At 58.2% G+C, this 25,683-nt stretch carries 21 protein-coding genes and 1 pseudogene; 10 read left to right on the forward strand and 12 right to left on the reverse strand.

The genetic code is table 11. The features are described 5' to 3' along the window. Positions 1-6: 6 nt before the first annotated feature. Together phnD and phnC are read right to left on the reverse strand one after the other, a co-directional pair. Positions 7-957, reverse strand: a complete 951-nt coding sequence (phnD, locus tag B9Z49_RS04750) for a phosphonate ABC transporter substrate-binding protein (protein WP_108352303.1) — start codon at positions 955-957, stop codon at positions 7-9. A 24-nt stretch (positions 958-981) separates the two neighbouring features. Beyond that, the gene (gene phnC / locus B9Z49_RS04755) at positions 982-1,836 is read right to left on the reverse strand and encodes a phosphonate ABC transporter ATP-binding protein (protein ID WP_233254505.1); all 855 of its coding nucleotides are present in this window, start codon (positions 1,834-1,836) and stop codon (positions 982-984) included. A 113-nt stretch (positions 1,837-1,949) separates the two neighbouring features. On the opposite strand from phnC, the gene B9Z49_RS04760 reads away from it, so the two are divergent. The 6 genes from B9Z49_RS04760 to B9Z49_RS04785 all read left to right on the forward strand — a co-directional run bounded on the left by B9Z49_RS04760 (position 1,950) and on the right by B9Z49_RS04785 (position 8,005). Continuing rightward, positions 1,950-2,513: an HD domain-containing protein gene (locus tag B9Z49_RS04760; RefSeq protein WP_233254506.1), complete on the forward strand. Its 564-nt coding sequence runs from the start codon at positions 1,950-1,952 to the stop codon at positions 2,511-2,513. A 68-nt stretch (positions 2,514-2,581) separates the two neighbouring features. Continuing rightward, a complete protein-coding gene (locus tag B9Z49_RS04765; protein ID WP_108352305.1) occupies positions 2,582-3,427 on the forward strand; it encodes a GNAT family N-acetyltransferase in 846 nt (281 codons plus the stop codon). A 32-nt stretch (positions 3,428-3,459) separates the two neighbouring features. After that, positions 3,460-4,341, forward strand: coding sequence for a UDP-2,3-diacylglucosamine diphosphatase (locus B9Z49_RS04770; RefSeq protein ID WP_369913459.1), 882 nt, complete (start codon positions 3,460-3,462; stop codon positions 4,339-4,341). Beyond that, positions 4,338-5,381, forward strand: coding sequence for a glycosyltransferase family 1 protein (locus tag B9Z49_RS04775; protein WP_108352306.1), 1,044 nt, complete (start codon positions 4,338-4,340; stop codon positions 5,379-5,381). Before B9Z49_RS04770 ends, B9Z49_RS04775 begins: the two co-directional genes overlap by 4 nt. Positions 5,382-5,453: 72 nt before the next feature. Next, the gene (gene ppk1 / locus B9Z49_RS04780; protein WP_108352307.1) at positions 5,454-7,538 is read left to right on the forward strand and encodes a polyphosphate kinase 1; all 2,085 of its coding nucleotides are present in this window, start codon (positions 5,454-5,456) and stop codon (positions 7,536-7,538) included. Positions 7,539-7,543: 5 nt separating this feature from the next. Then, positions 7,544-8,005, forward strand: coding sequence for a histidine phosphatase family protein (locus B9Z49_RS04785; RefSeq protein WP_108352308.1), 462 nt, complete (start codon positions 7,544-7,546; stop codon positions 8,003-8,005). 21 nt (positions 8,006-8,026) lie between these two features. Here the strand turns inward: B9Z49_RS04785 and B9Z49_RS04790 are convergent, their stop codons facing one another. The 7 genes and pseudogenes from B9Z49_RS04790 to B9Z49_RS04815 form a co-directional block, all read right to left on the reverse strand. Further along, entirely contained in the window at positions 8,027-8,563 is a 537-nt protein-coding gene (locus B9Z49_RS04790) for a hypothetical protein (protein WP_108352522.1), read from the reverse strand. 91 nt (positions 8,564-8,654) lie between these two features. Further along, positions 8,655-10,157: a Ppx/GppA phosphatase family protein gene (locus B9Z49_RS04795; RefSeq protein ID WP_108352309.1), complete on the reverse strand. Its 1,503-nt coding sequence runs from the start codon at positions 10,155-10,157 to the stop codon at positions 8,655-8,657. A gap of 124 nt (positions 10,158-10,281) precedes the next feature. Then, positions 10,282-11,304, reverse strand: coding sequence for an ACR3 family arsenite efflux transporter (gene arsB / locus B9Z49_RS04800; protein ID WP_108352310.1), 1,023 nt, complete (start codon positions 11,302-11,304; stop codon positions 10,282-10,284). Between the two features lie 60 nt (positions 11,305-11,364). After that, entirely contained in the window at positions 11,365-11,853 is a 489-nt protein-coding gene (locus tag B9Z49_RS22175) for an arsenate reductase ArsC (protein ID WP_233254530.1), read from the reverse strand. Positions 11,854-12,030: 177 nt separating this feature from the next. Continuing rightward, positions 12,031-12,246, reverse strand: a pseudogene (locus tag B9Z49_RS22180) (winged helix-turn-helix domain-containing protein); the annotation flags it as partial. Continuing rightward, positions 12,243-13,481 (reverse strand): organoarsenical effux MFS transporter ArsJ, encoded by a 1,239-nt coding sequence (gene arsJ, locus B9Z49_RS04810; RefSeq protein WP_108352311.1) that lies wholly within the window; start codon positions 13,479-13,481, stop codon positions 12,243-12,245. The gene arsJ and the pseudogene B9Z49_RS22180, both read right to left, overlap by 4 nt. Position 13,482: 1 nt before the next feature. Continuing rightward, positions 13,483-14,538 carry an ArsJ-associated glyceraldehyde-3-phosphate dehydrogenase gene (locus tag B9Z49_RS04815; RefSeq protein ID WP_108352312.1) on the reverse strand — a complete coding sequence of 352 codons (1,056 nt, stop codon included), beginning with the start codon at positions 14,536-14,538 and terminating at the stop codon, positions 13,483-13,485. 182 nt (positions 14,539-14,720) lie between these two features. Here B9Z49_RS04815 and B9Z49_RS04820 point away from each other — a divergent pair, with 182 nt between their 5' ends. Continuing rightward, on the forward strand, positions 14,721-16,946 hold the full coding sequence (locus B9Z49_RS04820) for a PhoX family phosphatase (protein WP_108352313.1): 2,226 nt from the start codon (positions 14,721-14,723) through the stop codon (positions 16,944-16,946). Between the two features lie 12 nt (positions 16,947-16,958). Here B9Z49_RS04820 and B9Z49_RS04825 read toward each other — a convergent pair whose 3' ends face one another. Continuing rightward, entirely contained in the window at positions 16,959-17,588 is a 630-nt protein-coding gene (locus tag B9Z49_RS04825; RefSeq protein WP_108352314.1) for a ParA family protein, read from the reverse strand. 199 nt (positions 17,589-17,787) lie between these two features. Between B9Z49_RS04825 and B9Z49_RS04830 the strand changes: the two genes are divergently transcribed. Then, a complete protein-coding gene (locus tag B9Z49_RS04830) occupies positions 17,788-18,906 on the forward strand; it encodes a glycosyltransferase (protein ID WP_108352315.1) in 1,119 nt (372 codons plus the stop codon). A 281-nt stretch (positions 18,907-19,187) separates the two neighbouring features. Next, a complete protein-coding gene (locus tag B9Z49_RS04835; RefSeq protein WP_146188465.1) occupies positions 19,188-19,790 on the forward strand; it encodes a hypothetical protein in 603 nt (200 codons plus the stop codon). A 75-nt stretch (positions 19,791-19,865) separates the two neighbouring features. Here B9Z49_RS04835 and B9Z49_RS04840 read toward each other — a convergent pair whose 3' ends face one another. Beyond that, positions 19,866-20,822, reverse strand: a complete 957-nt coding sequence (locus B9Z49_RS04840; protein ID WP_108352317.1) for a hypothetical protein — start codon at positions 20,820-20,822, stop codon at positions 19,866-19,868. A 312-nt stretch (positions 20,823-21,134) separates the two neighbouring features. Continuing rightward, positions 21,135-23,429, reverse strand: a complete 2,295-nt coding sequence (locus B9Z49_RS04845) for a PhoX family phosphatase (RefSeq protein WP_108352318.1) — start codon at positions 23,427-23,429, stop codon at positions 21,135-21,137. A gap of 225 nt (positions 23,430-23,654) precedes the next feature. On the opposite strand from B9Z49_RS04845, the gene B9Z49_RS04850 reads away from it, so the two are divergent. Continuing rightward, the gene (locus tag B9Z49_RS04850; RefSeq protein ID WP_199224988.1) at positions 23,655-25,673 is read left to right on the forward strand and encodes a bifunctional UDP-sugar hydrolase/5'-nucleotidase; all 2,019 of its coding nucleotides are present in this window, start codon (positions 23,655-23,657) and stop codon (positions 25,671-25,673) included. The last annotated feature ends 10 nt before the right edge of the window (positions 25,674-25,683 follow it).

Genomic DNA, 25,683 nt, shown 5'->3' on the forward strand with positions numbered 1-25,683 from the left:
ACATGCTTATTTCTTCAAAGCAGCCAGTTGCTTGTCAATGTCAGCCAACTGTTTGGTTTTTTCCGCAGCAGACAATTTTTCATCGCCCTCGACCTTGCGACGGTCCTTGAACAACTCGAGTTGACGGATCGGGATCAGCTGGTCGTTGTTGGATTCGCGGAAACCACCGTAGTTGTAAATGTTCTTGAGCACCGCTTTTTCAGCTGGATCGTTCTTGGCGTAATTCAGAACAAAATCTTTGATCTTGATTTTGACCGCCGGGTCCAGGTCTTTGCGCCACACAAATGGATCGCTCGGGATCAAGGGGCTTTTCCAGATCACGCGCAACTGGCTGAACAAATCTGGCTTGGCACTTTCGAGCTTGCCCATGTCTTCGGTGTTGTTGGTGGCCACATCGATCTGTTTGGCCAGGGTGGCCTGGATGTTGGCGCCGTGGCTGGCGTTGCGCACTGTTTTGAAGGTGTTGCGTGCTTCGATGTTGCGCTGGGCAAAAATGTAATAAGAGGGCACCAAAAAGCCCGAAGTGGAATTGGGGTCACCAATGCCGAAGTTGATGTTCTTGCCGTTGGCGATCACATCGTCCAGCGTTTTGTAGGGGCTGTCTTTGTGAGTGATCAGCAAGGCGTGGTAGCCGAAGGTCCCGTCGGCATACATGAGCTGCGCAAAGACTTCGCCGTTGGAGCGGTCCACGGCTTCCATGGCGGCTTTGTTGCCGTACCAGGCCACCTGAATTTTGTTGAAACGCATGGCTTCGATCACGCCAGCGTAGTCAGGGGCATAAAACGACTGGATTTTCAAGCCCGTTTTTTTCTCCATGTCGCGGAAGAAGGGCTCCCAGCGCTCACGTTGGGCCGAAGCCGAATCGGTCGCGATGATGCCAAAGCTGATGTTTTGGGCAAAGGCGCTGATGGCACCCAAAGAAATCAGGCCAGTGGCCAGGATGCGGGCAAGTTTCATGGTGAGGTCCTCAGGTTGAAAAATTCAATGCGCCAGAAGTTGGCGAGTTGGGTTGAAAAGCGGTTCCGGTGTTTCAGGCGGATGGTCCATGAACAGCTCGTCGGAATGCGTGCCGTACAGCTCGCGCAACCGTTGGTTGTCCAGGCCCAGGGGAGGGCCGTCGTAGACCAGGCGACCTTCGCGCAAGGCGATGATGCGGTCGCAGTACTGGCGCGCCAAGTTCACGTTGTGCAAGCTGATGACCAAGGTCATGCCCTGCTCTCGTTGCAGCTGGCGCAGCAAATCCATCACCCTGCGGGTGGACTCGGGATCGAGCGAGGCCACGGGTTCGTCAGCGAGCAAGATGCGAGCGCCTTGCACCAGTGCGCGGGCAATGGCGGCGCGCTGCTGTTGGCCTCCCGAGAGCGTCGAGGCCCTTTGCACCGCCTGCTCTGACAGGCCCACCGAATGCAAGGCCATGAGTGCTTTGAATTTTTCTTCGGGTGTGAACCAACCGAGCAAACTTCTGTGCAGTGGAATGTGGGGCAGCAGCCCCGTCATCACGTTGGTCAGCACATCCATGCGGCCCACCAAATTGAACTGCTGGAAGATGATGCCGATGTGCGTGCGCAATTGACGCACATCCGCGCTCAGCTTGCCAGACTTCTGCAGGCTCTGGCCCCACAGCTGGATTTCGCTGTCAACACCATCCAACCGTTCCAGCCCGCACAAGCTTCGCAGCAAGGTCGATTTGCCCGAACCCGAGGCACCCAGCAAGCCCACACACTCGCCCTTGTCGATGCACACATCGATGGCTTGAAGGGCCTGCCGGTCCTTTTGGAAGGATTTGCAGGCATTGATGATGCGGATGGCCAGTTGTTCATTTGACATGTCAGGCATGGTGCAAAGTGCCTGTGACGTTGTGATGAAGAAAATATGTCAGTTTGGTGGCGGGGCTGTTTTGTCATGCTTTTGACACGAGCCGAGTCCACAGTCTTGCCATGCAAAAAATGATGAACACCCTTTTGGCGCTGTACGAGCAAGGCGGCGACTTGGTCTATGCAGGTGAGTCAGTCACCCAGTTGATGCACGCTTGGCAATGCGGGCGTTTGGCTGAAAAGTCAGACGCCAGCGCGGCTTTGCAGTTGGCCAGTTGGTTGCACGACGTGGGTCATTTGTGGGTGAATCTGGAAGGCACGCCCACCCTCAGAGGTCAAGACGATGTGCATGAAAGCATCGGTGCACAGGTGCTGCTGCCTGTGTTTGGTCTCGCTGTTTCAGAGCCTGTGCGTTTGCATGTACAGGCCAAGCGCTACTTGGTCGGCACACGCGAGATCTACGCCAGCAAACTGTCGCCTGATTCGGTGCGAAGCTTGCAATTGCAGGGCGGACCCATGGGGCCGCAAGAGTGTGCGGCATTTGAAGCGGAGCCTTTTTTTGCCGATGCTGTGAAGCTGCGCGTGTGGGATGACCTGGGCAAAAAATCTGCTTGGTTTGAGGATACACGCCACGATGCCCTTGACCATTTGATGCAATTGATGCATCGCGTGGTGCAGGCGCGCGTCATTCAAATTTAACAAAAAAGACATGTCTTTGACACGGGTGCGGGGGATCATTCATTACAGGAAAAAAAGGAGCTGAAGTCATGAAAGAGTCACCCAACCCCACCTTTGCACTGTCCTCTGTTCAATTGCAAGGGGGGGCGCTCCACACGGGGTCAGCTGTCACCGGTCTGGACTTTTTGCCTCGGCGTCTACAAAGCTCCTTCGAAGTCAGCTGGGCGCAGCATCTCGACGAAGTTCGCGAAGCGCAGCGCCTGAGGTACCAGGTTTTTGCCAACGAGCTGGGCGCACGGTTGCCCAAATCGCTGCCAGGCCATGACATCGATTTGTTCGACGATTACTGCGAGCACCTGCTGGTCCGGGATAACGCCTCAGGCCAGGTCATTGGCACCTACCGGGTGCTCACGCCCGCACAAGCCAAGCGAGCAGGCAGCACCTACAGCGACACTGAGTTTGACCTGACCCGTCTGCGCGATCTGCGCAGCCGCATGGTGGAGTTGGGCCGCAGTTGCGTGCACGCAGATTACCGCCACGGCGCAGTCATCATGGCCTTGTGGGGTGCCTTATTTGAGTTCATGGACCGCAACCGCCTGGACACCATGATCGGTTGCGCCAGTATCCCGATGCTGCACAACGGCGTGGTCACGGGTGACGTCGCAGCCAGCATCTGGCACCAGTTGCGTGAAAAGCACTTGGCCGAGATCCAGTTCCATGTGCGGCCACGTTTGCCGCTGCCTGTGGACGAGTTGGACCATGGTTTGGCCATCGATCCGCCCGCGCTCATCAGGGGCTATTTGCGCTTGGGCGCCAAGGTGCTGGGTGCGCCCGCTTGGGACCCGGACTTCAACACGGCCGATCTGCCCATGATGATGCGCACGGCCGATTTGCCCATGCGCTACCGCAAAAATTTCTCCATGGGGGCCGCATGACCAAAACCGACGGACTCTTAACGGCCGCTGCGATGTTCAAAACATCATATGCGGCGTTCGATGGCACTTTGCCCCAAGTCTTGCCTGAGTCCGTGCAGGGGTCAGACGATCAAGACGATGACATTTTGCCCGCAGGCCGACAGCGTTTGCGGGCTGTTTTTATTTCGGACCTGCACATTGGAACGCCAGGCTTTCAGGCCGAAGCATTGCTCGATTTTCTGAAACACCACCCCAGCGATGTGTTGTATTTGGTGGGCGACATCGTGGACGGTTGGCAATTGCGCAGGCGCTGGTTCTGGCCTCAAAGCCACAACGATGTGGTGCAAAAATTATTGCGCCGAGCGCGCAAAGGGTGCCGCGTGATTTATGTGCCGGGCAACCACGACGAGTTTGCGCGGCATTTTGTGGGTCACGCTTTTGGCGGGGTCGAGGTGCTGCACGACACGTCCCACACCACGGCCAAAGGCCTCAAGCTGTGGGTGGTTCACGGCGACCACTTTGATGGCGTGATCCAGTGCGCGAAGTGGCTGGCTTATTTGGGCGATTATTTGTATGAGCTGACCTTGCGGCTTAACCGTCACCTCAACAGCTTCAGGGCGCGCATCGGCCTGGAGTACTGGTCTTTGTCGGCTTACCTCAAACTCAAGGTCAAAAAAGCGGTGAATTTCATCAGTGACTTTGAGGTGGCCGTGGCCCAAGAGGCCAAGCGACGGGGATTTGATGGCGTGGTGTGTGGCCACATTCACCATGCCGAAATTCGCGATGTGAACGGTACCTTGTACTGCAACGACGGTGATTGGGTGGAGAGCCGCACCGCCTTGGTGGAGCACGCCGACGGTCGCCTGGAGATCATCCACTGGGCCGGTCAGGCGGTGGTCGTCAATGCCTTGCCCGTGCAGGCGGTGCCCGCTTGAAGCTGGCGCTGATCACCGATGCCTGGCACCCCCAAGTCAATGGGGTCGTGACCACCTTGCACGAGCTGGTGGAGGCTCTGGGGCCCTTGGGCGTTGAAGTGACGGTGCTGCACCCAGGCCAGTTCAAAAACCGCCCCTGCCCAGGTTATGCGGGCATTGATCTGGCGGTGCGCCCATACAAAGCCTTGGCTGCGATGCTCGATAACCTGTCGCCCGATGCGGTGCACATCGCCACCGAGGGGCCTTTGGGCTGGGCTGCACGCAAGCATTGCATTCAAAGGGGGTGGCGCTTCACCACCGCTTTCCATACCAAGTTTCCGGAAATCCTGCGGGCGGCTTTGCGTATACCTTTGTTTTTGGGTTACGCCCTGTTTCGGCGCTTTCACCGGCCCTCTTCGGGGGTGATGGTGCCTACCGAAGGCGTTCTGAAGATGCTGCAAGCGAGGGGTTTTCAGTCCTTGAAGCCTTGGACCCACGGGGTGGATTTGTCCTTGTTTTTGTACCAGCCGCAGGCGATGGGTTCGCCCGAGTTGGAACATCTGCCTCGCCCCTGGGCTTTGTATGTGGGGCGTGTCTCGTATGAAAAAAACATCGATGCCTTTTTGAGCATGCCCTGGTCGGGCACACGCATCGTCTGCGGCGAGGGCCCTTTGGCCGCGCAGCTGAAGGCGCGATACGCCAATGTGGCGTGGATGGGGGTGCTGCCGCGCCCGCAATTGGCCCGGGTCTATGCCGCTGCCGATGTGTTCGTGTTTCCCTCGCGCAACGAAACTTTTGGTCTGGTCATGCTCGAAGCCATGGCTTGCGGTACACCTGTCGCGGCTTATCCTGTGGATGGGCCTTTGCAAGTGTTGGGCGCTGAAACCGGCCAGCCCTTGGGGGGTGCGCTTGACGAGGATTTGGTGAAAGCTGCAGCGCAGGCATTGAGGGTGCCACGTGAAGAGGCTAGGCGCAGGGCTGAAACCTTTGGTTGGCCCCACACGGTGGCGCTGTTCAAGTCTTACTTGATGCCCATCAAAGGCGAGGGTGAAAAAGCCTAGGGCTTTCACGGATCTGTCATCAAAATGTCTTAATGGCTTTATAAGATGGATTGAATTCATCGACGTCAAGCCATGGCCCATCCAATTTCACAGACCATTTCGCCAAAGTTGCCACCGGAGTTCTTGCAACGCGATCTGAGCATTTTGGCTTTCAATGAGCGCGTGCTCGATTGGGCGCACCGACCCGAGGTGCCCGTGCTCGAACGCTTGCGGTATCTGTGCATCGTGTCCTCTAACTTGGACGAGTTCTTTGAGGTGCGGGCCGAGCCGCATGTGATGGGCAGTTTGCAGGGAATCACATCCGGGCAGTACACGAACGACAGCTTGAAGGCCATTGCCGACAAAACCAACGCCATGGTGGCGCGGCAGTACGCTTTGTACAACGACGATTTGCTGCCCACTTTGCAGCGCCATGGCTACCGTTTGTTGTCACATGGCGAGCGCAATGCCGAACAACGCCGCTGGGTGCGCAGCTACTTTCAGCGCGAGGTACAGCCTCTGCTGGTGCCCGTGGGCCTGGACCCTGCGCACCCCTTTCCTAAAGTGGCCAACAAATCGCTCAACTTCATTGTGCAGTTGTCGGGAAAGGACGCATTTGGGCGGTCCAACGAAATCGCCATCGTCAAGGTACCGCGCGTATTGCCGAGGGTGATTGCCTTGCCGGACCGGGTGTCTGAGGGTGGCAAGGCGTTTGTACTCTTGTCCAGTGTGATCCGGGCCCATCTGGCCGAGTTGTTTCCGGGGCGTGAAGTCGGCCAGTTTTCTCAATTCAGGGTCACCCGCCATTCGGACCTGGCGGTGGACGAGGACGAAATCGCCAATTTGCGCATGGCCCTGCGCCAAGGCCTGCAGCACCGCCACTATGGCCAGGCAGTTCGCCTGGAAGTCTCGTCCAACTGTGCGCCACGTTTGGCAGAATTTCTGCGCACGGAATTTCGCCTTCCCGAAGCTTCGGTGTTCCGGGTCAATGGCCCGGTGAACCTGGTGCGCCTGATGCAGTTGATTGATCTGGTGCCTGCACCGGACTTGCTGTTTCCGCCGTTCAAAGCCAGCTTCCCGATTCAGTTGCCGCAACACGGCTCGATTTTTACCCGACTCAAAGCAGGTGATGTGATGATTCACCAACCCTTTGAAAACTTCGACGGGGTACTGGCCTTTTTGCGTGAAGCCGTGATGGACCCGAATGTGCTGGCCATCAAGCAAACCATTTACCGCGCTGGCAGCGACACCACCTTGATGGATTTGCTGCGCGAGGCGGTACGCCGGGGCAAGGAAGTCACGGCCGTGGTGGAACTCAAGGCCCGTTTTGACGAAGAGGCCAACATCAACTGGGCCGAGCAACTTGAATCGATCGGTGCTCAAGTGGTCTACGGCATCGTGGGCCTGAAAACGCACGCCAAAATGCTGCTGGTCACCCGCCGCGAAGGCCGCGTGCTGCGCCGCTATGGCCATCTGTCGACGGGTAATTACAACCGCCGCACTGCGGCGCTGTACACCGACATCAGCTACCTAACGGCCGATGCCGACATCACCGCCGACATGGACCAGTTGTTCGGACATTTGGCCAGCCAAAGCCGGTTGCCCAAGATGAAAAGTTTGCTGGTCGCACCGTTTAATTTGCATGCCCAAATGCAGGCCCGCATTAAGGCGGTCGGCGAGGCGGCTGCGCGTGGCGCGACCGGGCGCATTGTCATCAAGATGAATTCCCTGACCGACCAACCCTTGATGGAGGCTTTGCTGACGGCCGGGCAAAAGGGCGCCAAGATCGATTTGATTGTGCGCGGGGCCTGCATGCTGCCCGCCGGAGTGGCTGGGTTGAGCGACAACATCCGGGTGCGCTCGGTCATTGGTCGCTTTCTGGAGCACTCACGGGTGTTTTACTTTTGTGCCGACCAGGACGAATCTCTGTACCTGTCGAGCGCCGACTGGATGAGCCGCAACATGACGCGCCGCATTGAGTTGGCTTGGCCCGTGACCGACCCGTTGCTGCGCCAACGCATCATCGACGAATGCTTGATCGCCTACCTGCACGACGGGCGCGACGCCTGGGACTTGGCCGCAGATGGCCAATACCACCGTGTCGGCTTGACCGAGCCGGGGCCCGGGGCCCAACAAGCGCTGATGCAGCGCTACGACGCATCACCTGTCAAGGAGTGAGTCCCATGGATTTGATCGTGTGGCGGCATGCAGAAGCCCATGAGGCCGAGCCGGGCGAAGACGACATGCAAAGGGCCTTGACGCCTCGCGGGCGCAAACAGGCCGAGCGCATGGCCACTTGGCTGGACGCCCAGTTGCCACAAGGGACCCGTGTGCTCAGCAGCCCCGCCGTGCGGGCCGAGCAAACTGTGCTGGCCCTGAGCCGCAAGTACAAGGTCCGCGACGCCCTGTCTCCTGGCGCCAGTGTGGCGGATGTGCTGGAAACCTCGGGCTGGCCGGAGGCGCGTTACCCGGTCTTACTGGTAGGGCACCAGCCTGCGCTGGGCGGCATGGTGGCGCAATTGCTGGGCATGCCCGAGGCCGCATGCGCCATCCGAAAAGGCGCGGTGTGGTGGCTGCGCCACCGCATCCGAGAGGGCCAAGCTCAAACCGTGCTGATGGCGGTGACTTGTCCTGAGCGCTTGTGATCTGCGCCTGAGTCAGCGCCCTCAGTCTTTGGCAGGCCGACCGGTTTTGATGGTGGGCACGTTGGCCATGGCCTTTTTGAAAGCGGTGTCGGCCATGCCTGCCAGGGCCTGCAGGCCGGCGCGGATCAATTCACTTTTCTTGACTTCCACGCCCAAAGTCATGGCGCGTTTTTTCATCTCGGAGATTTGCAGCAACTCGGTCTTGGGCAGTGTGAAACTGTCGCGCACGACTTTGATCTTTTTCTCTTTAGGCGCCTTGGCAGGGGCGGCTGTAATTTTCTTGTCCAAGGCTTTGGGCTGAGGCGCTTTGGCCGGGCTGGTCTTGGCTTTGGGGGGCGCGGCAGGTGGGGTCACCGCAGTCTTGACCGATTTGATGGGCTTGCGCTGTGGTGCTTTGGCGGCGGTTTTGCGCGGTGCTTTGGCGGGTGTTTTAGCGGATGTTTTGGAGGCGGGAGCTGCCTTGGTCGCAGGTTTGGCGGCAGCTTTGCCAGAAGATGCGGTGCTGCCGGTGCTGACCGCGTTTGCGCTTGGGGCTGAGGAAATGGTGGTGTCGTTCATGGTGTATCGGCTTTCAAAAAAATAACGGTGCATACAGTTTATACCGTTGTTTTTTATTCAGCAAGATATCCACCCCAAAAATCCGGGGAATTTAACCCGCTGTTACCTGTAAAACCCAATCTGTCTTTTGCCAGGCGTTTTTTTCTTCGCGCAGCAAGTGCGCCGATTGGGGCCAGAGTTCGGCCCAGTCGCTGTCCACTTGCAGGCTGGCGGTGCGCCTTTCCACATCGAACTGGATGTGCAAGCCCGACAAATCCGGATCGCGCCGGGCATGGCACAAGATGACCGCCAGACGCAGCGCCATCAGTTGCTGCACAAATCGGGTGCTTTGCAGTTCGGCTTCGAGCTTGCGCAGCTTCCCCCGGTGTCCCAGCACCAATTGGCTCAGGCGATGCAGCTCGTCCAGGGTGAAGCCGGGCAGGTCGGTGTTGTCCAAGATGTAGGCGCCATGCTTGTGGTAATCGCTGTGTGAGATGCGCATGCCGGTTTCGTGCAGCTGGCAGGCCCAGTGCAGTTTTTGCAAATGGCGTTGGCGTTCGTTTTGGGGCTGGTCGGCCCCCGACCCAATCATGGCTTCCAGCAGGCCCTGGGCTGTGCGTGAGACCCGATCGGCCTGCTGAGCATCGGTGCCAAAGCGTTGGGCCAACCAGCTGACCATGGACGAGCGGACATCCTGGGGGCTTTCACGGTCGATCAGGTCGTACAGCGCGCCATGGCGCAGGGCCCCTTGCGCGGCATCCATCTCATCGATTTGCAGCAAATCAAACACGGCTTGCAAAACCGCCAGGCCGCCACCGATGACGGGTTTGCGGTCTTCCTTGACGCCTTCCAGGCGCAGGTTGTCCAGCTTCTGGGCCTTGAGCAAACGCTCTTTGAGCCAACTCAGACCATCGCGTGTGACACGCCCCTCGGGCCAGCCGGCTTGGGTCAAGATATCGGATACCGCGCCCACCGTGCCCGAGGATCCGTAGCACTTGTCCCAGTGCTGGCGGTTGAAGAGGATGTGGGCCTCGTCGAGCACCGCCAGGGCCGCGATTTCGGCGGCCTTGAAGGCTTGGGCAGTCCACAGACCATCGGGAAAATACTTCATGGACCAGCCCACGCTGCCCACACGGTAAGACTCCAGCGTACTGGCGGTGACGTGCTGGCCCAAAATCATTTCGGTCGAGCGCCCGCCGATGTCCACCACCAGGCGGCGCTCATCCGATTGCGGCAGCAGGTGCGACACACCCAGGTAAATGAGTCGGGCTTCTTCGCGCCCGGCAATCACCTCGATCGGAAAGCCCAAAATCTGTTTGGCCTTGACCAAAAACACATCCCGGTTGCGGGCCTCGCGCAGGGTTTGTGTCGCCACAGCCCGGACTTGTTGGGGCTGGAAGCCCGCAATCCGTTCGCCAAAGCGGGCCAGGCACTCCCAGCCCCGTGCCATGGCGTCTTCGCTCAGGTTGCGTTCGCTGTCCAGGCCGCTGCCTTGGCGCACGGTTTCCTTGATGTATTCCACGCGCCGCAGCTGGCCCGCATCCATCTGTCCGATCTCAAGGCGAAAACTGTTGGAGCCCAGGTCAATGGCGGCGTAAAGGGAATGGGTTTGCATGGCGTGAAGGCGAAGGCGGCGAGGGCGGACGGGCAAAGTGTGAATTATGTGACCGGATTGTGAAGTTTGGATGACATGAGCGCCCATCTTGCAAGGGCAGCGGGTCTTTGGTGCCAGCTCAGTCTCAGGTCTGCTCGTCTTGGCGCGGTGCCCAGTGGTTGATCAAAGCCACCAGTGTCAGCATCACTGGCACTTCGACCAGCACACCCACCACCGTGGCCAAAGCTGCACCGGATTGCAAGCCAAACAAGGAAATGGCCACGGCCACCGCCAGTTCGAAAAAGTTGGAAGTGCCAATCAGGCACGCAGGGCCCGCCACGTTGTGCGGCAGTTTCAACCAGCGTGCCCCCCACCAGGAGATGAAAAAAATCCCGTAGGTTTGAACCAGCAATGGCACGGCAATCAAGGCGATGACCAGGGGCTTGTCCATCATCGTTTGGGCTTGAAAGCCAAAGAGCAAGACCACGGTGGCGATCAGCCCAGCCACCGACAGCGGTTTGAGCTGGGCCACACGTTGCTGCAGTTGGTCAGCGCCGCGGCGCAACCACAGACGCCGTGCCAGCATGCCCGCGCCCAAGGGCAGCACCACATACAAGACCGTGGACAAGATCAGGGTTTCCCAGGGCACGGTGACGTCCGTCATGCCCAGCAAAAATGCCGCAATGGGCGCAAACGCCACCACCATGATCAGGTCGTTCACCGACACCTGCACCAGGGTGTAATTGGGGTCCCCTTTGACCAGCTGGCTCCAAACAAAGACCATGGCCGTGCACGGGGCCACGCCCAGCAAAATCATGCCGGCAATGTATTCGTTGGCCGATTGAGGATCGACCCAGGGCGCAAACAGGTATTTGAAAAAAAACACGCCCAAAGCGGCCATGGTGAAAGGCTTGATGAGCCAGTTGACCACCAGGGTGAGCACAAGGCCTTGCGGCTTTTGGCCCACGTTCTTCACGGCGTGCCAGTCGATTTGCACCATCATCGGGAAAATCATCACCCAGATGCACAGCGCCACCACACCGTTGACGTGCGCCAGTTCCAGCAAGGCCACAGCCTGAAACAAGCCCGGTACCGTCAGCCCTAAGCTCACCCCTGCAGCTATTGCCAGCGCCACCCACAGACTCAAAAACCGTTCAAAAATACCCATGTGCCCAGCTTTCTTGGATGAGGGAAAGCCGTAACCGAGGTCGAGGCCGTAGCGGCGATCTCACGACTGCCCAATGCGTTGCAGTTCGGATTGCAAAGTCAATCGATCGAGTTTTTCCAGAGGCAAACTCAGCAAAATTGCGATGCGGCGGTGCAGCGTCATGAAGGCGTTCCAATAAGCTTTCACGCTTTGTTCGGCGCTCTGGCCTGCTTGCGCAGGCTCTTGCACGCCCCAGTGTGCGGTCAAGGGTTGACCTGGCCAGACCGGGCAAACCTCGGCCGCCGCTTGGTCGCACACGGTGATGACAAAGTCCATGCCCGGTGCATCGGGCCCTGAAAACTCATTCCAGCTTTTGCTGCGCAAACCAGCGGTGCTCATGTGGTTGCGCTCCAGGCACTGCAAGGCCTGGGGTTTGACCTGCCCAGCAGCTTGGCTGCCTGCACTGAAGGCCACAAAGCGGTTCGGTGCCAGGTGGTTCAAAATGGCCTCGGCCATGATGCTGCGCGATGAATTTCCGGTGCATAAAAACAGAACATGGCGTTGGGACATGATGGTTGCTCCTGAGGTTGAAAAAGTGTGGGGCAGTGGGCTGGTCCGGTGAGTTATGGGCATGCCCTCGCAAGGCTGACCTTGGCAGCAGTGGTCGGTCAAAAACCCCACCAGGCTTTGCATGGCCTGCATGTTGGCGCGGTAACGCAAAAAGCGTCCTTCGCGCTCGACGCTGATCAACTCGACTTGGTGCAATTCCTTGAGGTGAAAAGACAGCGTGTTGGCGGGTATGCCCAAGGCTTGTGAAATTTGTCCTGGCTGCATGCCTTCTGGGCCTGCGCCCACGATGGTCCGAAACACCCGCAAGCGCGAGGCCTGGGCCAAGGCGGCCAGGGCTTTGACGGCGTTGGCCTCACTCAGGTCCAGTGACGGGTCTTGCGGCAGATCCATCATGGCGCTCGGTCCACGGTGAGCAAGCCCATGGGCAAACGCAGCGTGGCCAACCAGCACAAAAGAAGCATCAGCGCCGAGCCCAGCAGCGCATACATCAACCCGCCCCACTGGTACAACAGGCCCGACAGCAGCGTGCCCATGAAGCGACCCAGCGCGTTGGCCGCGTAATAAAAACCCACGTCTTCGGCCGCTTTTTCTGAGCCTGCATAGGCCAGCACCAAATAACTGTGCACCGACGAATTGATGGCAAATGCAAAGCCGAACAAACTTAGACCGCCCACCACCCACCACTCCAGTTGCGGCGCTTGCCAATACATGGCTGCTGCAATGCCCAGCGGTATAAAGGTGAGCACCGCAGACCACCAACGGGCTGCAGGCACTTCCCGGCTCAGGCCATCGGCGCTGCGCCGCACGATCTGTGGTGCCAAGGCCTGCACCAGGCCGTAGCCAATGGTCCACGCCGCCAAAAAGCCGCCCACCATGGTGAAGGTCCAGCCCACCGAGTACAAAAACACCGGCACGCCCACCACAAACCACACGTCACGCGCACCAAACAAGGCCACACGGGCGGCGGCCAACGCGTTGATGCCTGGATTTTTGGCAAACAACTCTTTGGCCGAGCTTGAAGGCTTGCTCTTGCCCATCATGGGCGGCAAGCTGCTCACCACGCCGATCAGCACCAAAGCCAAGAGGCACGACATGGCCCACAGCGAGCCCTGAAAACCCAGCGTCTCCAGCAGCAAACCGCCCAAGAAAAAACCAAAGCCCTTCATGGCGTTTTTGCTGCCAGTGAACCAGGCCACCCACTTGAACAATTGGCCGTTGCCCGTGTCTTTGGCTTGTGCTTGCGTGATCTTGATGGCCGATTTGCTGGCGGTTTTGGTCAGGTCTTTGGCCACACCGCACACCCCTTGCGCCAGCACCACCCAGGCCACCGACATGGCAGCTGTCCACTCGGGTTGCAAGGCCGAGAGCAAACCAAAGCCGATGATCTGCGTGACCAAGCCCACGGTGAGCATGCGCGCAATGCCAAAACGCGTGGCCAACCAGCCGCCGATCAGGTTGGCCAACACGCCCGCGCCTTCGTAGAGCAAAAACAAAAAGGCCAGCGTGAACGGCGAGTAACCCAGCTTGTAAAAGTGCAGCAGCACCAACATGCGCAAAGCGCCGTCGGTCAGGGTAAAGCCCCAATACGCCGCAGTGACGATACCGTAATTTCTTTCAGCAGCGTTCATCTCAGATGCCGACGTCGTTCATGTGGCAAGCCAAGTCGACCATGCGGCAGGCGTAGCCCATTTCGTTGTCGTACCAAGCGTAAATTTTCAGCAGCGTGCCGTCGGTCACCATGGTCGACAGCGCGTCCACGATGGCGCTGCGCGTGTCGCGGGCGTAATCGACGCTCACCAAAGGGCGCTCCTCGTAACCCAAGATGCCGGCCAAGGGGCCTTGCGCTGCAGCGGCAAACAAGGCGTTGACTTCTTCGGCGCTGGTCTCGCGTTTCATCTCGAAAACGCAGTCGGTGAGCGAAGCGTTGAGTACCGGCGCACGCACCGCATGACCGTTGAGCTTGCCCTTGAGGTCGGGGTAAATCAGGGCAATCGCTGTGGCGCTGCCGGTGGTGGTGGGGGCCAGACTCACCATGGCGCTGCGAGCGCGGCGCAGGTCTTTGTGTGGTGCGTCCACCACCAAATTGGTGTTGGTCGGGTCGTGGATGGTGGTGATCTGGCCATGCTTGATGCCAATCGCTTCGTGCACCACTTTGACCACCGGGGCCAGGCAGTTGGTGGTGCACGATGCCGCCGTGACGATGCGGTCTTTGGCGGGGTTGTACAGCGTGTGGTTGATGCCCACCACGATGTTCAGCACATCACCCACCTTGATGGGCGCGGCCACAATCACGCGCTTGGCGCCCCGGTCCAAGTGGCCTTGAATGGTTTCAGGCGTCAAAAACTTGCCCGTGCATTCGAGCACCAGGTCCACGCCCATGTCTCCCCAGGGAATATCCGCCGGGTTGGCGTGTGACGAAAAGCCGAGGGTGCGCTCACCGATGCGGATCTGGCTGTCGTTGTCGCTGTTGACTTGGGCTTCGATGCGCTCGCGCCATTTGCCTTGCACGCTGTCAAACGCCAGCAAATGCGCCGTGGCCGCTGCACCGCCCTTGAGTTCGTTCAGGTGCACCACCTCCAGGCGGTTGCCTGCGCGGGGGTCGTCCGATTGGCGCTCGGCAGCGCCCATGGCCGCACGCAGGGCCAAACGGCCTATGCGGCCCATACCGTTGATGCCGACTTTCATGGTTGATCCTTCGATGGTTCTGGAAATGTCAATGTGCTGACTGTGCCACTTCTGTGTGACCAAACCATGACAAGTCTGCAACCCAGCCCCTTTGTGGGGGTGATGCCCTCGCCGCAATGGACTTTTTGACATCAACAAGTCACACAAACCCCTTTCAATGGGTGCTTTCCTCAGGAGCTTTCATGTCGCACCACGATCAGGATCCCGTCTTTAACACCTCGGACAACCTTCACTTTCAGGACGTTTTGGCCCAATCGCTGCAAAACCCGGCTCGCCGTGGTTTGTTGCGTGGTGGTCTGGGCTTGGCCGGTTTGGCCATGTTGCCCGGTTGCGCCAGCATGGTGTCGGGTGTGGCCGCAGCACCTTCGGCGCTGGGCTTTCCGTCCTTGGACAAAAGTTTGCTGGACAACGTGATATTGCCGCCCGGTTACCAGTACACGGTTCTGCACGCCACCGGCGATGCACTGGATTCAACCCTGCCCGCTTACTCCAACAAAGGCGTTGAGACCGATGATTGGTCGCGCCGCATTGGTGACCACCACGACGGCATGGACATTTATTACATCGACGCCAATGGCCGCTTCACCGAGAACGAAACAGGCCGCGCCGTACTCTGTGTGAACCACGAGAGTTCGGCCGATGCGCACTTCATGCACCCCAATGGCCAAACGTCCAATGGCGTGAGCGGCAAAAGGTTTGACCAATTTGGCTCTTGGGACTTGGGTTCGCGTCCTGAACTGGAAGTGCTCAAGGAAATCAACCACCACGGCATTTCAGTGGTCGAGATGGTCAAAACCCCACAAGGCTGGCGCATCAAGAAAGACTCACCTTTGAACCGCCGCTTCACGGCCCAAACACCGGCCCGCATCAGCGGCCCACGCGCTGAAATCGACAACATCCGCAGCTTCATGGTGACCCGTTGGGACACAGCTGGCGCCATGTCGCGTGGCACTTTGAACAATTGCGGCCATGGAAAAACCCCTTGGGGCACTTATTTGGGTTGCGAAGAAAACTGGGCGTTTTACTTCCAGGCCACGGGCACGGGCACTGGCCTGTCCCCCAAAGAAGTGGCGGCACGCCGCCGCTATGGCGTCGCTGCTGCAGCGCCGGCTGCCGGTGTGCAAAGAGCCATCAGCCAAGGCTGGCACACCGTATCGGCCACCGACGACCGATTCGCCCGCTGGAATTTGGCGGCCACAGGTGCCAATGCCGAGCGTGACTTCCGCAACGAAGCCAACACCTTTGGCTACAACTTTGAGATCGATCCCCTGTCGCCTTCTTCCACGCCCGCCAAGCGCGTGGCCATGGGCCGTTTTGCACACGAAGCGGCCGTTTGTGGCATTCCCAAAGCGGGCGAGCCCTTGGCGTTTTACATGGGCTGCGATTCGCGCAACGAATACATTTACAAATTCGTGAGCACCGCGGTGTGGGACCCCCGCGATGTGGGCGGCGGCATGCTGGCCGGTGACAAGTACCTGAGCGAAGGCAAGCTGTATGCTGCCCGTTTTGACGCCACAGGCCAAGGCGAATGGTTGGAGTTGACCATCGCCGATCCGCGCATCGCCAACTTTCCATCTTACAAATTTGCCAACCAAGCCGATGTGTTGGTTAACCCCCGCTTGGCGGCTGACGCAGTGGGTGCCACCAAGATGGACCGTCCGGAGTGGGGTGCCGTGAACTACCGTAACGGTGAAATTTATTTTGCCCTGACCAACAACAACGCCGCCAACCGCACGCCCACCAAAGTGGACGCGGCCAACCCCCGCGCCTACATGGACTTGGACGGCAGAAAAGGCACGGGCAACCCCAACGGTCACATCATCCGTTTCAAAGAAGCTGACAACAAGTCAACAGCCAAAGCTTTTGCTTGGGACATTTTCTTGTTCGGTGCAGAAGAGGATGCGGGTGACGCCAACCTGTCCGGCCTCACCGCCAAAAACGCTTTCTCGTCGCCTGACGGCCTGTGGTTCAGCAAGGCCACCGGCATCTGCTGGATTCAGACCGACGACGGCGCCATGACCGACGAAAGCAACTGCATGATGCTGGCCGCTATTCCGGGCCAAGTGGGCGACGGCGGCAAAGTCACCGTGAAAAACAAAATGGTGGTCGGTGGTGTCGAGCAAACCGGCACCCAAGAAACTTTTGTGGGCGCCGCTTTGGGCGATGCCAAACTGCGCCGCTTCTTGGTCGCCCCCAAGGGTGCGGAAGTGACCGGCATCACGGAAACCGCCGACGGCCGCACTTTGTTTGTCAACATCCAGCACCCCGGCGAGTTGTCCAAGCCGCTGGCTTCAGGCGAAGCCCCGCAAAGCGTCTGGCCCGGCAACCAAGGTTACGGTGTCCAAGGCCGTCCACGCTCGGCCACGATCGTGATCACCCGCAAAGACGGCGGTGTGATCGGGCTCTAATCCGCGCAGGCCTCAGGCCATGGCCAAAGTGAGCATGGCCTGCTCTACATCCTGAGAAGCCTTCTTGAGGTGGGGGTTGCTGGACTCGCTGCCGGCGCGGCCCACATCCAGGTCGGCTTGAAAGCCGTCCCGCTCGGGCCAGACGGCGTTGAGCATGTCAAAGCCTGCTTCTGCGATGGTGGCTTCAGCTTGTTCGAGCAAGCGTTCTGAGCGGCCTGTTTTGGACAGGACAATGACGATTTTTTTTCCAACCGCGCGGGTTTTGGACAGCTTGCGCGCCAAGGCCAATGTGGGGCGAAGATCGTCCATCGAGGTGCCCGTTGGCAAAAACACAACATCACTTTCGCGGCTGACATCTTCGGTCAACTCATCGGCCAATCCGCGGGTGTCCACCACGACCAGGTCGTAGCCCTCAACTGTTTTGCGCAATTTTTTAAGGCTCTTGAATGCGCGGGCTTCAATCTCCGGCTCGACGCCGTTGCGCATCCTCAGAGCGCCCCATTCCACGCAGGTGAGCTGCTCCAGATCGAAGTCACCGATAAGCACCTTGTGCTGCGCCCGGGCCGCAGCCACGGCCAACACGCGGGCCAAGGTGCTTTTGCCAACACCGCCCTTTTGGCCCACAAATGAAGCAATTCGCATGAATCAGTCCTTGAATAAAAAAAGGTCACACATGATCAAACTCGCAGAGGCTGATTGTGAATGCTGTAAATCCCTCATGTGTGACATTTTCATGAATCGGCAGTGGTGATGAAGCGCCAAGCCCATGAACACACCCCTAAGAAAACAGGGGCAAACACAGTCACGCCCATGTCATTCGCATCGATCAAGCTCACGTCCGATGAAATACCTTGTTCAGCTCATTTACTTCAACGCCGGCGGTGGCCACCGGTCAGCAGCGCTGGCCTTGCAGGAAGTCATCGCTCAAAAGCACCCGGATTGGTCGGTGTCATTGGTCAATCTCTTTGAGGTCATTGACTCGGACCGCTATTACCAAAAACTGACTGGCTTTGCGCCTGAAGATTTGTACAACCTGAGGCTGAAAAAAGGCTGGACCCGTGGCTTGGCCACCGAGCTCAAAATCTTTCAGACCATGATCAGGCTGACCCTGCCCAAGCTCAAAAAGAAGGTGCGGTCATTTTGGGCCAGCAACCCGCCGGATATGGTGGTCTCGCTGGTGCCCAATTTCAACAAAGTCATGTACGAGGCACTGCGGGACGAATTGCCGGGAGTGCCTTATGTCACGGTCCTGACCGACATGGCCGACTACCCGCCCCACTTCTGGATGGAACCTCGGCAAGGCCAGTACATCATTTGCGGCACAGCGTTTGCAGCCTCACAGGCGGCTGCGCTGGGTTATGACCACCAGGCCATCATCACCACATCGGGCATGATTTTGCGCCCTGATTTTTACCGCACGCAGTCGGTGGACAATGCGGCCCGGCTCACAGAGATGGGTCTGGAGCCGAATGTCCCCACGGGCTTGATCCTGTTTGGTGGGCATGGGTCCTCTGAAATGCTGCAAATCGCCAAGGCACTGCCGGGCCGACAGCTGATTTTTGTGGCGGGCCACAACACCGCCTTGGCCAAAAAAATGGCAACGCAATCGGCGTCAAGCAAGCACCATGTCTTGGGTTTCGTCCAAGACATCCACCTCGTCATGCACGTGTGTGATTATTTTGTGGGCAAACCCGGCCCTGGCAGCTTGAGTGAGGCGGTGCACATGGGTTTGCCCGTCATCACTTTCCGCAATGGCGCCACCATGCCACAGGAAAGGTACAACACGGTGTGGCTGGAAGAGAACCAACTGGGCAAGGTCATTGCATCGGTCAGTGAATTGCCGGGTGCTGTGGATGCGCTGTTGAGTGAACTGCCCAAATACCATGGCCATGTCCAACAAATGAACAACCAGGCGGTGTTCGAAGTGGTCGACGCTTTGGGAGCGATCAAGGCGGGTTGAGCTGACTGTCTTGGGTGGGCGGGCCCAAGGCGCTGGACTGCCATTGTTTTGAAGCCGTCAAAGCGTTACATCACAAGGGTTCTGCGGGTTTTCAAAGGAATGTCATGTTGCCTGTTTTTCGGAACATTCAGTGTTTGCATCGGATCGGTGAGTCCCCGCTTTGGAGGGCATGCGCAGTTTGGGCGTTTGTGGGGGTCATGGGTTCGGCCCAAGCTCAGCCTGAGGAAAAAAGAGGTGCTTGGCAGCTGAGCGCAGGTTGGCAGGATTACAGCGAACCCCAAATGAATTTAAAAGGCCCCGAGCTGGGCGTGCATTGGCAAAGCCAAACATGGGGACAGTACACCTTGGAGTCCGATGCGCAGCTGGGCCTGCAAAACTACAGCAGCGTTCCGTCAGGGCGTTTGGACTCGGTGCTGAACCTTGACACCCGCTGGCGAGTTCTCAGGGCATCAACAGCCCAACCCCAGTGGCAGGTCGGTTTGGCTTTGCACACCCATGCCAATTTTTTGCGCGGCACCACCAGTTTGGGTTTTGGGGGCTATGACCGGCTTTCTACCCAAGTCTGGTTGCCAGTGCGCTGGCAGCAGGACAACACACAGCCTTGGACGGTCGATGCAGGCTGGCTGTTGTGGGGACAGCATGTGTCCCGTTTGTCACAAGTGAACACGGGTCTGCAGGACGTGACCAACCAACAGCGCAAGGGTGTTTACTTTCAAATCAGCAAGGACATCCCTACCGGCCTGGGTGAGATGCAACCCTACGCACGCTGGACTTGGGTGGACGATTCGGATGTCCATTGGGTGAGTTTGGTCGGACTGGACAGAGGCACTTACGAGCCACGAAATAACAGGCTGCAAGTGGGCCTGAAATGGCGCATTCGATAAATTTGACGAATCACCAACTCAAGCCACTGAAGACAAGGGCTTGAAGCAAGCACCGATAAGGCACCCCATTGGGCATCAATCCGCAGGCGACAAAATAACCTCCATGGCGTAGCGTGTCGGCAGTGAACCGGTTTGCTGAAACCACAGCGTCATAGGCCCTTCGCCCAGTTGGGTCTTGGGAACATTGGCCAACACGTTGCGTGCCAAATCGCTGGGTCCCATGTGGCCGTACACCAGCATGCGCGAGACATTTTCACCTGCATCAAACACCTTGTTGGGCTGCAAAGCATAAAAGGCAATGGCGTCTTCTGAAACGTACTGCACCAGTTTGACCGACATCAACTGTTGGCCTTTTGGAATATCCCAACTGACATAGTCGCGATCACCGCGCACCACTACGCCATGGATCAGGTAGGTTTGCAGGCCAGGGGCCAAAATGCTGGGCAGCAAAGGGTCACCTGAAGCCTCATGCGACACAACGCTTGGGTTTTGCAAGTCAAAACCTTGGGCCGCAGAGTTGTTACCCGCCATGTCCACTTGGCGCAACCAAACCCGGCTCAAGCTGTTACCCAAAGCACCGAGCGCGCTGCCTTTGCCTGCAGACCAAGAGCGCTGATCGTCCAGCGAATACTCCCAACGCGCACCCGGCTCAATGCCCGACAATTTGAAGGTGTTGGTCACGCCTTCGGATTGACCCGATATGGCCACGGCAGCGGGAGGTGTGGTGTCCAAAACACAGTTGACGCGCACGATTTCCGAGGTGTTGCCCGCGTCGTCCCGAGCACGCACCCAAATCATTTTGGCGCCGTCGCCTTTGACAACAAACGAACCACCGGAACCGCGTATCCAAGTGACCCCTTGGTCCAGCGAAAACTCCCAATCGATGCCCTGACTTTCTACACCCCACCTGCCGTTGCTTGTGACGCCATCGGTCACGTCAAGGCCAGTGTCGTTGAACGACAAAACAGGGGTTTTGAGAACGACTGCACCGGCAACCGGTGGTGTCTGAGCGCCTGGGGCTGTGGTGGTCACAGGTCCCGCGCCTGAACCGCCACAGGCCACTAAAAAAACTGCCACAGCGAGGACGGCAAAAGATCGCCTTAAAGAGGGTGGGGGCGAGAACATGTGAACTGATCCCATATTTTTAAAATATTTAAAGGCATCACCAGGGTGCAGGCAAAGACCTGAATCCATGATCTAAAGACCGTCAACAACCCAAAAAAAACCCCCACAAGAAAGGATTCAAGTGAGGGTGATGGGATCGTTCCGCGGGGACGGATGAAGAGCATGCTCATTCAAGCATGCCCTTCATCCGCCTGGCCGTTGAAACGCCTGTCCGTTGAATTACAGACCGATCTTGCCGCCGTCATCTTTGGTGATGACGATGGTGGCCGAACGTGCACGGGTGCCTGCACCGTAAGCGCCACCTGCGCCGTTGTTGGCGTTGGTAGGCCAGACACCCTTGGTGGTGTCGTTGTAGGCCGCAGCTTCTTCAGCGGGGTGCTGAATGCCCACAAAAATCGCTTTGCCATCGGGGGTCTCGGTGATGCCTGTCACTTCTGCACCCTTGGGGCCAACCAAGAAACGGCGCAGGCGTGACTCGCCCAAGATACCGCCCACAAAGGTTTTTTGGGTCTCTGTCTTTGCTGCACCAGACACAGTCATGGTGTTGCTGACGGTGAAGGCACCGCCATCGCCCACGGTGCCCGGGACAGCCGCCACCAACATGCAGTTGGTTTCGTCGGTGAAGGCGCCGTCGTCGGTCTGGATCCAGCAAATGCCGGTGGATTTGCTGAACCACAAGCCGTCTGGGGAGGAGAAAGAGTTGGCAGCAGTCAGGCCAGAAATGTTGACGTCGACCTTCGGTGCATCTTCTTCCGCACCGAACAAGAAAATATCCCAGGTGAAGGTGGTGGCTTCTGCCATGTTGCTGGTTTCTTTGAAACGAATGATGTGGCCATTGGGATTGCCATCCCGAGCCAGACCGTCGTTGTCTTTGTAAGCGCGTGGGTTGGCGGCATCGGTCTTGCCTGGTGTTCTGTTTGATGCATTGTTGTTGGTCAATGCAAAGTAGATCTCGCCATTAGCGTGGTTGACCGCACCCCACTCTGGTCGGTCCATCTTGGTGGCGCCTGCGGCGTCAGCGGCAACGCGCGTGTGCACCAACACTTCGGCCTGGCTGGTAAAGCCGAAAGTGGCGGCCTTGATCTTGGGATTGTTGATGTTCAGCTCTAACCACTCACCTTTGCCAGTGTCGTCGAACTTGGCGGCGTACAACTTACCTTCGCAGAGGTATTTGTCACCAGCTGCAATGCCGCCACCGATGTCGGCTGCGTCCCAGTTCTTGGCGCTGACAAATTTGTAGATGTACTCGTTGCGTGAATCGCAGCCCATGTAGAAAGCCAAGGGCTTGCCGACCACGGGGATACCGCAAACGGCAGCCTCGTGCGCAAAGCGTCCCATGGCCATGCGTTTTGCAGGCGCTGCGGATGTATTGGCCGGATCGATTTCCACGTTGTAGCCAAAGGTTTGTGGCTCGTTGCGGAAGTCAGCGGCGGCAGTCGCACCCGAAGCGGACACGTTCCAACGGGCGAACCTGGAGGTGGGGTCTGCATCGGTCACGGTGTGCCAGCCTTGTGTACGCGAGGTCTTGGCATCGGCTGCAGTGGCGGTGGTCTGAACACCATAGCGTGTGCGCGAGGCGATCAGCTTGGCGTCGGTGGGTACCGTTGCGCCCGCTGGCATGGTGAAGTAGGTGGCCCAGTTTTCTTCACAAGTGATCAAGGTGCCCCAAGGCGTGATGCCGGTGCCGCAGTTGTTCAGCGTGCCGCGCGTGGTGCTGCCCGTGGTATCAAACTTGGTGACCATCATGGCCTTCAAATTGGCCAGTTCAGCAGCAGGCCCAGTCACTGTCATGACGGTTTCAGGCGTGATTCTGCGGTTCAAGGACGATGTGGCGTTGTAGCCGGTGGGTTTGCCGTTCGCGTCCAAGTTCACTTCAACCAGCGTGACGCCGTGGGACAAAATTTCTTTGATGGCTTCGGATGCAGGACGGACACCCATGGGCCAGGTGCCGAACTGGTCGAATTTTTTGCCGACAGCAGCGCCAGAGGTTTGGCCGGTCGGGTGTAGTAAGTGCGCTTCTGCAGAGCTTTCGTTGTTGACGGCCAGCACGGCCTTGTCGCCAGCTGCGTAGCTGTAGCTGCCTTTGGATTTGCCGTTAGAGCCGATGTAGAAAATCTCAGTGCCGTCGTGCTGGTCACCTACGCGGTTGGCCCAGCTTTCAGCGTCGTCGGTGCCTGCATTGGAGTAAGCCGCAACGCCAGTTTTCATGGAGTCGCCCGTGGCATGCAGAATTTTGACGGTGTAGCCAGCGGGAACCAATATTTGGTCGGCCAAGCTCTTGGCGACAGGCGTGAATTTCATCAAAGTGCTGCTGGCCAAGGCGGGCAACACATTGCTTGCTGCGGTGGAACTGCCGCCGCAACCGGGCAACATGGGCAATGCAAACATGGAGGCCAGACCCAAACCGCCGCGCAAAACAGTACGGCGCGAAGGGCTGCTCAGGGCTTTATCGAGTACTTCTTGGAAGTGCTCATTTTTGGAAGTGTTGTCGATGGGGTCGAAAGAATGAGACATGAAAAAGTTGCTCCGAGTTGATTGAATTTTTGAATCTACAGAGCGCTTGTTTCATTTGTGTGACGGTCAAATTGGCCGCATAAAAAAGCAGGTTATCGCGCGGGCTTCATAGGCTGTCAGTTGCGGATTCCTCGCCGATATTTCAAAAAAGTTTCATTGAAAATTCATCGAACTGACATGAACCCCAATCACACTGATTATTTTGTGAACATATTGGGGTCATGCATGTCAAAGACAATCGGCAAAAAATTATGGGCCACCATGTTGGCCACCGCCTTGGTGCTCAGTGCCTGTGGCGGGACATCGGATGCCCCCGAGGCCGCCTTCACTTTGCAGTTGCTGCACATCTCTGACGCCGACGGATCGGACAGCACGGCGCTCAACAGCGTGGCCAATCTGTCTGGGATGATCCAGAAGTTTCGCGCCCAGTACCCGCAGCAAACCTTGACCGTGAGCTCGGGTGATAACTACATCCCTGGGCCGCGATTCAATGCGGCCAACGACAGCAGCTTGAATGCCGCACTGGGTGTGGCTGAAGTGGGGCGTGCTGACATTGCTTTCTTGAATGCGATGGGCGTGCAGGCTTCGGCCATCGGCAACCACGAACTGGATTTGGGCACCAAGCAGTTCGCTGACATGATCAAACCCAGTGGCGCATGGTCTGGCGCACGATTTCCCTATTTGGCCTACAACGTGGACTTTGCTGCCGACAACGAAGTGGCCAGTTTGAAGTTGGCGAACGGCGGCAAGGCGTCTGAACAATCGGGCAAATTGACCGGCTGGACCGTGGTGGACGTCGGCGGTCAAAAAATTGGCGTGATCGGAGCCAGTTCGCCCGTGTTTGCCAACATCACCTCGCCTGGCAAATTGCAATTCATGCCCGTGTTGACCAGCAGCGAGGTGGATGTGGCCGGCTTGGCATCGGCCATCCAAAAGGGTGTGGACGAGATGACCGCTGCGGGCATCAACAAGGTGGTGCTGTTGGCCCACATGCAAACCCTGTCCATTGAAAAAGCTTTGGCCCAACGTTTGAAAAATGTGGACATCATCGTCGCCGGGGGCTCCAACACCTTGCTGTCCGATGCCAACGATGTGCTGCGCACTGGCGACAAATCCGCAGGGGACTACCCCTATGAAACCAAAGACGCTGCGGGCCAGCCCACCGTGGTGGTCAACGTGGACGCAGATTACAAATACCTCGGGCGTTTCATGGCCCCGTTTGACGACAAGGGCGTGCTGATCACCCAACGCTTTGACAACAAACTCTCGGGTGCGTGGATGACCAGCGAAACCGACGACAGTGCGGGCGGTGTCACCGTTTCAGGTTTGGTGACCCAGGTGCGAGATGCCATCAAGGCCGTGCTCAAGACCAAAGACGGCAATGTGTTCGGCAAAACCAGTGAATTTCTGGAAGGCCGCCGCGCGTCTGTTCGCAACGAAGAGACCAACTTTGGCAACCTGACGGCCGACGCCAACCTTTGGTATGCCCAACGCTTGGACCCCACAGTTCAAATCTCCTTGAAAAATGGCGGTGGTATCCGATCTGAAATTGGCGAAGTCCTGGCACTGCCTGGGTCCACCTCCGGCGCTGTCCTGACCGCCCCCAAAGCCAACCCTGACGCCAAGCGCCAGGCCGGAGAAGTCTCTCAACTGGCGGTTGAAACGGCTTTGAAGTTCAACAACAAGCTGTGGGCTTTTAACGTCACGGCCGCACAACTCAAGTCCTTGCTGGAGCACGGTGTGGCGGTGTTGGGCAGCCAGGGCCGTTTTCCTCAAGTGGGCGGCATGAGCTTCAGTTATGACCCAAGCCGCACAGCGCAAGCACTGGATGCCAATTTCGCCGTCACCACGGCGGGTGAGCGCATCCGTTCGCTCAAAGTGGGCAGCGATGTGGTGGTGCAAAACGGGGCCCTGGTGGGCAATGCGCAGCGCACCTTCCGCATGGTGACTTTGAACTTCCTGGCCGAGGGCACGAGCTCGGCTGCGGGGGGTGGCGATGGCTACCCCTTCCCGGCCACGGCTGATTTTGTGAACCTGGTCAAGCTGGACACCACCATGACCGAAGCCACAGCGGGTGGCGCGGCCAGCACCAGCACCGCGACTTTGGGCAGTGAGCAAGACGCCTTCATGAAGTACATGAAGAGCCAGTTCGGCACAACGGCCTTCGGGGTGAAAGACACACCAGCTGCGCAGGACACACGGATTCAAAACCTGAGTCAACGTACAGACTCAGTTTTAAACTGAACTTTCTGGA

The organism is Limnohabitans sp. 2KL-51 (assembly GCF_003063645.1).
Taxonomy (GTDB): Bacteria; Pseudomonadota; Gammaproteobacteria; order Burkholderiales; family Burkholderiaceae_C; genus Limnohabitans_A.

Coding starts and splice junctions, on each gene's coding strand:
- phnD (WP_108352303.1), bottom strand. CDS start 957: ATGAAACTTGCCCGCATCCTGGCCACTGGCCTGATTTCTTTGGGTGCC.
- phnC (WP_233254505.1), bottom strand. CDS start 1,836: ATGCCTGACATGTCAAATGAACAACTGGCCATCCGCATCATCAATGCC.
- B9Z49_RS04760 (WP_233254506.1), top strand. CDS start 1,950: ATGAACACCCTTTTGGCGCTGTACGAGCAAGGCGGCGACTTGGTCTAT.
- B9Z49_RS04765 (WP_108352305.1), top strand. CDS start 2,582: ATGAAAGAGTCACCCAACCCCACCTTTGCACTGTCCTCTGTTCAATTG.
- B9Z49_RS04770 (WP_369913459.1), top strand. CDS start 3,460: ATGTTCAAAACATCATATGCGGCGTTCGATGGCACTTTGCCCCAAGTC.
- ppk1 (WP_108352307.1), top strand. CDS start 5,454: ATGGCCCATCCAATTTCACAGACCATTTCGCCAAAGTTGCCACCGGAG.
- B9Z49_RS04785 (WP_108352308.1), top strand. CDS start 7,544: ATGGATTTGATCGTGTGGCGGCATGCAGAAGCCCATGAGGCCGAGCCG.
- B9Z49_RS04790 (WP_108352522.1), bottom strand. CDS start 8,563: ATGAACGACACCACCATTTCCTCAGCCCCAAGCGCAAACGCGGTCAGC.
- B9Z49_RS04795 (WP_108352309.1), bottom strand. CDS start 10,157: ATGCAAACCCATTCCCTTTACGCCGCCATTGACCTGGGCTCCAACAGT.
- arsB (WP_108352310.1), bottom strand. CDS start 11,304: ATGGGTATTTTTGAACGGTTTTTGAGTCTGTGGGTGGCGCTGGCAATA.
- B9Z49_RS22175 (WP_233254530.1), bottom strand. CDS start 11,853: ATGTCCCAACGCCATGTTCTGTTTTTATGCACCGGAAATTCATCGCGC.
- arsJ (WP_108352311.1), bottom strand. CDS start 13,481: ATGAACGCTGCTGAAAGAAATTACGGTATCGTCACTGCGGCGTATTGG.
- B9Z49_RS04815 (WP_108352312.1), bottom strand. CDS start 14,538: ATGAAAGTCGGCATCAACGGTATGGGCCGCATAGGCCGTTTGGCCCTG.
- B9Z49_RS04820 (WP_108352313.1), top strand. CDS start 14,721: ATGTCGCACCACGATCAGGATCCCGTCTTTAACACCTCGGACAACCTT.
- B9Z49_RS04825 (WP_108352314.1), bottom strand. CDS start 17,588: ATGCGAATTGCTTCATTTGTGGGCCAAAAGGGCGGTGTTGGCAAAAGC.
- B9Z49_RS04830 (WP_108352315.1), top strand. CDS start 17,788: ATGAAATACCTTGTTCAGCTCATTTACTTCAACGCCGGCGGTGGCCAC.
- B9Z49_RS04835 (WP_146188465.1), top strand. CDS start 19,188: ATGAATTTAAAAGGCCCCGAGCTGGGCGTGCATTGGCAAAGCCAAACA.
- B9Z49_RS04845 (WP_108352318.1), bottom strand. CDS start 23,429: ATGTCTCATTCTTTCGACCCCATCGACAACACTTCCAAAAATGAGCAC.
- B9Z49_RS04850 (WP_199224988.1), top strand. CDS start 23,655: ATGTCAAAGACAATCGGCAAAAAATTATGGGCCACCATGTTGGCCACC.